This window comes from Fundidesulfovibrio agrisoli (assembly GCF_022808715.1).
Classification (GTDB): Bacteria; Desulfobacterota; Desulfovibrionia; order Desulfovibrionales; family Desulfovibrionaceae; genus Fundidesulfovibrio; species Fundidesulfovibrio agrisoli.
On the sequence record NZ_JAKZKX010000019.1, the window covers coordinates 35,936 to 43,049 of the forward strand.

Annotated in this window: 7 protein-coding genes; all 7 read left to right on the forward strand. The window is 64.9% G+C overall.

Annotated elements, in window-relative coordinates:
• Window positions 1-24 precede the first annotated feature (24 nt).
• Window positions 25-2,118 (forward strand): phosphate acetyltransferase, encoded by a 2,094-nt coding sequence (gene pta / locus MLE27_RS13315; protein WP_243312575.1) that lies wholly within the window; start codon window positions 25-27, stop codon window positions 2,116-2,118.
• Window positions 2,119-2,139: 21 nt separating this feature from the next.
• Window positions 2,140-3,357: an acetate kinase gene (locus MLE27_RS13320; protein ID WP_243312576.1), complete on the forward strand. Its 1,218-nt coding sequence runs from the start codon at window positions 2,140-2,142 to the stop codon at window positions 3,355-3,357.
• A gap of 201 nt (window positions 3,358-3,558) precedes the next feature.
• Window positions 3,559-3,987, forward strand: a complete 429-nt coding sequence (locus MLE27_RS13325) for a hypothetical protein (RefSeq protein WP_243312577.1) — start codon at window positions 3,559-3,561, stop codon at window positions 3,985-3,987.
• 140 nt (window positions 3,988-4,127) lie between these two features.
• Window positions 4,128-4,451 carry a cupin domain-containing protein gene (locus tag MLE27_RS13330; RefSeq protein WP_243312578.1) on the forward strand — a complete coding sequence of 108 codons (324 nt, stop codon included), beginning with the start codon at window positions 4,128-4,130 and terminating at the stop codon, window positions 4,449-4,451.
• Between the two features lie 118 nt (window positions 4,452-4,569).
• The gene (locus tag MLE27_RS13335) at window positions 4,570-5,205 is read left to right on the forward strand and encodes a DUF2491 family protein (RefSeq protein WP_243312579.1); all 636 of its coding nucleotides are present in this window, start codon (window positions 4,570-4,572) and stop codon (window positions 5,203-5,205) included.
• A 10-nt stretch (window positions 5,206-5,215) separates the two neighbouring features.
• Window positions 5,216-6,247: a coiled-coil domain-containing protein gene (locus MLE27_RS13340; RefSeq protein WP_243312580.1), complete on the forward strand. Its 1,032-nt coding sequence runs from the start codon at window positions 5,216-5,218 to the stop codon at window positions 6,245-6,247.
• Between the two features lie 19 nt (window positions 6,248-6,266).
• On the forward strand, window positions 6,267-7,031 hold the full coding sequence (locus MLE27_RS13345; RefSeq protein WP_243312581.1) for a hypothetical protein: 765 nt from the start codon (window positions 6,267-6,269) through the stop codon (window positions 7,029-7,031).
• Window positions 7,032-7,114: the final 83 nt, after the last annotated feature.

Consider the following 7,114-nt stretch of genomic DNA (forward strand, 5'->3'; position numbering starts at 1 on the left):
CCCATTGCAAACGAGGAGAATCGCATGGCTAAAAACCTCTATATCATAGCCACCGAGGCCCGCAGCGGCAAATCCGCCATCTGCCTGGGCGTTATGCAGCTGCTCCTGAAGGATTTCCAGCGCGTCGCCTTCTTCCGCCCCATCATCTCCGGCTCCACCCAGGGCAAGAAAGACCACGACATCAACCTGATCCTCTCGCAGTTCTACCTGAACATGCGCTACGAGGACACCTTCGTCTACACCCTGGACCAGGCCCGCGACATGATGAACCAGGGCAAGCACACCGTGATGATCGAGAACATCCTTGCCAAGTACAAGGAGCTCGAGTCCAAGTACGACTTCGTGCTGCTCGAAGGCACGGACTTCCTGGGCAGCGACCTGGCCTTCGAGTCCGACATCAACGCCGAGATCGCCTCCAACATCGGCTGCCCGGTGATCCTGGTCTCCAACGGCCTGGACAAGCCCGCCGAGGCCCTCATCGCCTCCACCCAGATCGCCATCGACACCTTCTCGGAGAAGGGCCTGGACATCTTCGCCACCATCGTCAACCGCGTGGACCCCGGCTTCGAGGAGAAGGTCCTCAACGGGCTGACCTGCAAGTACATCGGCGGGCAGGACTGCCTGACCTACGCCATCCCCGAGGACGCCACCCTGGGCAAGCCCACCGTGGCCGACGTGACCAAGTGGCTGAACGCCCAGGTGCTCTACGGGCAGGACCAGCTCGACACCCCCATCGACGACTACATCGTGGCCGCCATGCAGGTGGGCAACTTCCTGGAATACATCAAGAAGGGCGCCCTGGTCATCACCCCGGGCGACCGCGCCGACGTGGTGCTGGGCTGCTACGCCTCCCGCCTGTCCACCGCCTATCAGGACGTGGCCGGCATCGTGCTCACCGGCGGCATCGAGCCCAACTCCAGCATCAAGAAGCTCATCGACGGATGGACCGGCGTGCCCCTGCCGGTTCTGCTGGCCGAAGGCCACACCTACAAGGTGGCCCGCATCCTCATGGACCTCTACGGCCGCATCGAGTCCGACGACCAGAAGAAGATCGCCACCGCCCTGGGCACCTTCGAGAAGCACGTCAACGGCGAGGACTTCCGCTCCCGCCTGGAGGCCAAGCGCTCCTCCAAGATCACGCCCAAGATGTTCGAGTACAGCCTGATCGACAAGGCCAAGCTCCAGCGCCAGCACATCGTTCTGCCCGAGGGCACCTCCACCCGCATCCTCAAGGCGGCCGACATCCTGCTGCGCCGCGGCGTGGCCGACCTGACCATCCTGGGCAAGGAGGACGAGGTCCATCCGCTGATCTCCCAGCTGGGCCTGGACCTCTCCGGCGCCCAGATCGTCAACCCGGCCAAGTCCGAGTTCTACGAGCAGTACTGGCACACCTACTACGAGATGCGCAAAGCCAAGGGCGTCACCGAGGAGATGGCCCGCGACCAGATGCTCTCCCCCACCTACTTCGGCACCATGATGGTGCAGATGGGCCAGGCCAACGGCATGGTCTCCGGCTCCATCAACACCACGCAGGACACCATCCGCCCGGCCCTGCAGATCATCAAGACCAAGCCCGGCATGTCCATCGTGAGCTCCGTGTTCCTGATGTGCCTGGCCGACCGGGTGCTGGTCTTCGGCGACTGCGCCGTGAACCCCAGCCCCAACGCCCAGCAGCTGGCTGAAATCGCGATCCAGTCCGCGCACACCGCCGCCGCCTTCGGGGTCGAGCCGCGCATCGCCATGCTCTCCTACTCCACCGGCAGCTCCGGCTCCGGCGCCGAGGTGGACAAGGTCCGCGAGGCCACCAAGATCGCCCACGAAATGGCCCCCGAGCTCCTGCTGGAAGGCCCCCTGCAGTACGACGCCGCCATCGACCCCGAGGTCGCGGCGCTGAAGATGCCGGGCTCCGCCGTGGCGGGCAAGGCCACCGTGTTCATCTTCCCGGACCTCAACACCGGCAACAACACCTACAAGGCCGTTCAGCGCGCCGCCTCGGCCGTGGCCATCGGCCCCGTCCTTCAGGGCCTGAACAAGCCCGTGAACGATCTCTCCCGCGGCTGCACCGTGGAGGACATCGTGAACACCGTCGTCATCACCGCCATTCAGGCGCAGCACTAATACATCGTAAGGAGCCTTTGCATGAACGTCCTGGTTCTCAACTGCGGCAGCTCGTCGCTTAAATATCAGCTCATCGACATGAACACCCAGGAGGTGCTCTGTTCCGGCCTTGTGGAGCGCATCGGCGACCCCATGGGCAAGATCGCCCACAAGTCCTTCCCCGGCAGCGACAAGCAGAAGGCCGTGAGCTCCGAGGAGGCCTTCCCCGACCACGGCGCCGCCCTCAAGGCCGCCAACGTGCTCATCAGCTCCAACCCCGAGACCAAGGTTGTGAGCGCCGTCTCCGACATCGCCGCCATCGGCCACCGCGTGCTGCACGCGGGCACCGTGTACCGCGAGCCCGTGGTCATCGACACCGACGTGAAGGCCACCATCCGCAAGTTCTTCATCCTGGGCCCCCTGCACAACCCGCCCCAGCTCATCGGCATCGAGGCCGCGGAAGTGCTCTACCCCGGCGTGCCCCAGGTGGCCGTGTTCGACACCGCCTTCCACGCCACCATCCCCGACTACGCCGCCACCTACGCCATCCCCTACTCCTACTACACGGAGCTGGGCGTGCGCCGTTACGGCTTCCACGGCACCTCCCACTGGTACGTGGCCAAGAAGACCGCCTCCGTCATCGGCAAGCCCTTCGACAAGACCAGCTGCATCACCGTGCACCTGGGCAACGGCTGCTCCATGGACGCCGTGAAGAACGGCGTCTGCGTTGACACCTCCATGGGCCTGACCCCGCTGCAGGGCCTGATGATGGGCACCCGCTCCGGCGACATCGACGCCTCCATCTACGCCTTCCTGGCCAAGAACAAGGGCATGAGCGTCGAGGAGATCGACAACCTGCTCAACAAGCAGAGCGGCCTCAAGGGCATCTGCGGTATGAACGACATGCGCGACATCCACGCAGCCCGCGCCAAGGGCGACAAGATGGCCCAGCTTGCCGTCGAGATGTTCTGCTACCGCGTGAAGCAGTACATCGGCGCCTACCTGGCCGCCCTTGACGGCTGCGACGCCATCGCCTTCACCGCGGGCATCGGCGAGAACGACACCGACGTGCGCCAGATGGTCTGCGAAGGCCTGGGCTCCGTGGGCGTGAAGATCGACAAGGACCGCAACTACGGCTTCAAGCGCGGCGAGGTCTGCAAGATCTCCTCCGACGATTCGCCGGTGGCCGTGTACGTGATTCCCACCAACGAAGAGCTGGAGATCGCCACCCAGACCGTCTCCGTGGTGGCCTCCAAATAGGCTTTACAACCGACCCTGTTCATGTTGCTTTTGGGAGCCGCCCGCGCGGCTCCCATTTTTTTGACAAAGAGACGTACAGGCAACCCGATGGTAACGCTTCCACTGCTCATGGCGGCCGCCCGCGCGGCTTCGGAAATTGACCACGACGATTTTCCGGTGATAGACGGCGACGAAAGACTCGAACACATGAGGAGGCTATCAATGGACGAGGCTCACCTGTTGCGGACGCACCTGAAAAACACCTTTCAGCACCTCGACGACGATGAGGTTGAAACCCTGGCCGGCAAAATCGAGACCGTCCGCGAGAACTACAAGTTCCGCTACGGCAAGCTCATGGATTTCGCCGAGTTCTTCTCCGGCGTGCTGGTGAACGTGGAGCTTGAGAACCACAGCTCCTTCCCCAGGGCCGTGGAGATCGAAGACACCGCCACCGGGCTCAAACTTGGGCGCATCTTCTTCAACCCCTGGCAGCGCAAGACCGTGACCATCACCGCTCTGTGCGGCGGGTTCGGGCGCCTGAAGTACAAGACCCCGAAGATGGAAAGCTTCGTGCACACCCCCTTCCTGATGGAAGGCGACGTGTACCGCTTCACGCACGCCCGCGCCGCCATCGCCGGACCCTCGTCCTAGGCGTACACGGCCGGGGGCGCGGCGCAGGCCGCCGGGCGCTTTCTGCCATGCGCCCGCAGCGGATAACGCGCACGCCTGAAGGCAATCGCAACTCGGCGCGCCGGGGTAGCCTCCCGCCCCGGCGCCTGCAAGGAGACGCCATGCAGACGAGCCCACCCCCCTACGCCATCGCCGGCAAGCAGACCATCGCCCAGACCCCTGAACTCCGCGTCACGCTCATGGATTTCGCCCCGGGCCAGGAGATACCCTGGCACCGCCACAACACCGTGGACGACACCTCCTTCTGCCTCAAGGGCGCGGTGGAGATTTCCACCACCGACCCCGACGAAACCCACGCCATCGCGCCGGGCGAATTCAAACGCATCCCCGCTGGGACCCCGCACCGCGTGCGCTGCCTCGGCCCCGAGCCCTGCCGCGTGCTCCTGGTGCAGGGCGTTGGCGCCTACGATTTCCTGCCAGCCTGATTCCCGCCCGCGGGCACATGAACATCATTTCATCTTTGAAAGGTTCTGCTCATCTTGCCAAACCCCCGGCCCCACTCTAAATGCAACTGGACTCCACCCCCTTGCTGAAGGAGCCTGCATGTTCTGGAAATCAAAGAAGGAAGATTCCTACCATCCCCAGTACCCCAAGCTGCCGGACACCCTGCGCATCGGGGCCATCCTGGCCGTGGAGCCGGGCGAAGCCCTGCGCTACGAGGGCCTGGGCCTGACTCTGCCCCTGCCCTCCGGGGAGATCGTGGTGGAGGCCGTCTCCGGCATGGAGCTCTTCGGCCTGACCATCTCCCGGGCCTACGTGAAGGCCGGCGAGCGACAGGCCGTGTACCAGTTCCAGCAGCAGAAGGACGGCACCGTCCTGGACGTTAACTGCCTCCAGGTATTGCAGGAGGTCTTCCCGGCCACCCCCGGCGATTGGGACACCTGGCTCGGCGAAGGCGGGCTCATCGGCGGGCAGGACATCACCTCCCCCGACGGGGTGCGCTACACGCGCGACTGGGGCGACGGGGACTACGCCGAGCCCGTGGAGGCCCAGGAGCGCATCTTCGTGGACCCCACCAAGGAGCCCATCGTGGTCGAGCACAAGCTGATGCTCTACAGCCGCGAGCTTGGCGACAGCCGCGAGTACCTGCTGGTCTCGGCCGACGACGAGCCCGGCCAGGCCCTGGTCCGCATCCTCACTGGGGTGGTCATGACCCCGCAGGCGCTCAAGATCTATTAAGGAGTCACCCATGCGCTTCAGAACGCTTCTGGCCCTGGCTCTGGCCCTGTGCATGGTGTTCGGGCCAGCCGCCCTTTCGCTGGCCAAGACATCCTCCAGTTCGAGCTCCAGCCGCAGCTCGTTCTCTTCCAGCGGCAGCCGCTCAAGCTCATCCTCCGGGTGGTCAAGCTCATCCAAGCCGAGCTCCACCAGCTCCTCCGGTACTTCCAGTTCGACCAGCTCCTCCTCCGGCTGGTCCTCCGGGTCGTCCTCTACTCCGTCCGGGTCGAGCTCGGGCAGCACGTCCGGCACTTCCTCGGGCTGGTCCTCCGGGTCCGGTTCCTCGGCCCAGAGTCCCTCCAGCCCCGCCGGCCCCTCCGGCTCGTCCAGTTGGTCCAACAGCTCGGGCGCGTCCTCCTCGACGGGCTCGAAGTCCTCGTCCACCTCGGCCTTCTCCTCCTCCGGGGCCTCTTCGGTGAACAAGTCGGCCGCAACCAAGTCCTACCAGGAGTACCAGGGCCAGTTCGGCAAGTCCGGCAACCCGGTGAACCCGGGCCAGGTGAGCACCAGCAAGCCCATCCTGAACCAGAACCGCACCTTCGGCTCCTACCAGGACTACAGCTCCTACCGGGGCGACTACTACGCGGGCCGCGGCTGGAGCGCGCCGGGCTACGCCTTCCACAGCTATTCGAGCTTCGGCATGTGGGACGCCATGTTCATGTGGTTCATGCTCTCGCACCTCGGCTCCGGCTCCAGCTTCTTCTACAACCACCAGAGCGACCCCGGCGTGCAGGCTTTCAAACAGGAGGCCCAGAAGCTCTCCGAGTCCAACGCGGACCTCAAGAAGCAACTGGACGAGCTCAACGCCAAGCTCGACCAGATGAAGAAGGACGGCACCCCCGTGGACCCCAACGCCCTGCCCAAGGACGTTGACCCCAACGTGGTCATGGCCCAGCCCAAGATCGAGAACAAGAACGCCGCCTCCAGCATGCTCTGGCCCATCGTGGGCCTGGTGGCCTTCGGCGGCGCCGCGTATTTCATGTTCTTCAGAAGACGCGCCTAACACTCCAAGGAGACAACGCATGTTTACTTTCCTGAAGCACTTCTTCATCCAGAAGACCCAGGACGCCCAGCAGGGTTTCGTCCAGCTGCTGGTGCAGTTCGACCCCGAGACAGCCTCCGAGGCCGAGATCGGGGAGCTCGACGACGCGCTCACCAAGCTGACCCAGCAGATGGTGGCGGCCAAGAACGCCTGGGAAAAGGAAGACCGCGAAGCCAAGGAAATCCAGAAGAACTACGACCTTCGCCTGGCCGCCGCCGAGCGCCTGCAGGCCCGGGCCGAGTCCGCCTCACCCGAGGAGAAGCCCCAGGTGGAGGCCAGCCTGGCCGCCCTGCTGGGCGAGCTGGAGAAGATGGTTCCCGAGGTGGAACGCGAGCTGCGCGAAGCCACCGAGGCCAAGGGCTATTACGACGAGCTGGCCCAGGCCGTGAAGGACGCCTCCGAGCGCCTGAAGACCGCCCGCGCCCGCCTGAGCGACGCCAAGCGCCGCATGGACGCCGCCCAGGTGCGCATGGAGCGCGCCAAGGAGCAGGAGGAGCGCGCCAAGGTGGTGGCCGGCATCAAGCAGCAGGCCTCCACCATCGGCACCGCCTTCGACGCCATGTCCAAGAAGGCCGCGGAGCTCGAAGCCAAGACCGAGGTGCACAACACCAAGACCCAGCTGCTCACCCCGCCCAAGTCCGAGGACCCCTACCTGGCCCAGGCTCTCAAGGAAGCCGCCGGGGAAAAGCCCGCCGCTGAGCAGCAGAGCCTCTCCGACCGCCTGGCCGCCCTGAAGAAGAAATAGCCCTGACGTTCTCACGACAACAAAGGCCCGCGCCGGACAGAGTGAGGGGGCGGGGGGGTGTTTTGGGTGTGGGTGGGGGGGGG

Bases quoted from the DNA above. Each gene is read 5' to 3' on its own strand.
- pta (WP_243312575.1), top strand. From the start codon at position 25: ATGGCTAAAAACCTCTATATCATAGCCACCGAGGCCCGCAGCGGCAAA.
- MLE27_RS13320 (WP_243312576.1), top strand. From the start codon at position 2,140: ATGAACGTCCTGGTTCTCAACTGCGGCAGCTCGTCGCTTAAATATCAG.
- MLE27_RS13325 (WP_243312577.1), top strand. From the start codon at position 3,559: ATGGACGAGGCTCACCTGTTGCGGACGCACCTGAAAAACACCTTTCAG.
- MLE27_RS13330 (WP_243312578.1), top strand. From the start codon at position 4,128: ATGCAGACGAGCCCACCCCCCTACGCCATCGCCGGCAAGCAGACCATC.
- MLE27_RS13335 (WP_243312579.1), top strand. From the start codon at position 4,570: ATGTTCTGGAAATCAAAGAAGGAAGATTCCTACCATCCCCAGTACCCC.
- MLE27_RS13340 (WP_243312580.1), top strand. From the start codon at position 5,216: ATGCGCTTCAGAACGCTTCTGGCCCTGGCTCTGGCCCTGTGCATGGTG.
- MLE27_RS13345 (WP_243312581.1), top strand. From the start codon at position 6,267: ATGTTTACTTTCCTGAAGCACTTCTTCATCCAGAAGACCCAGGACGCC.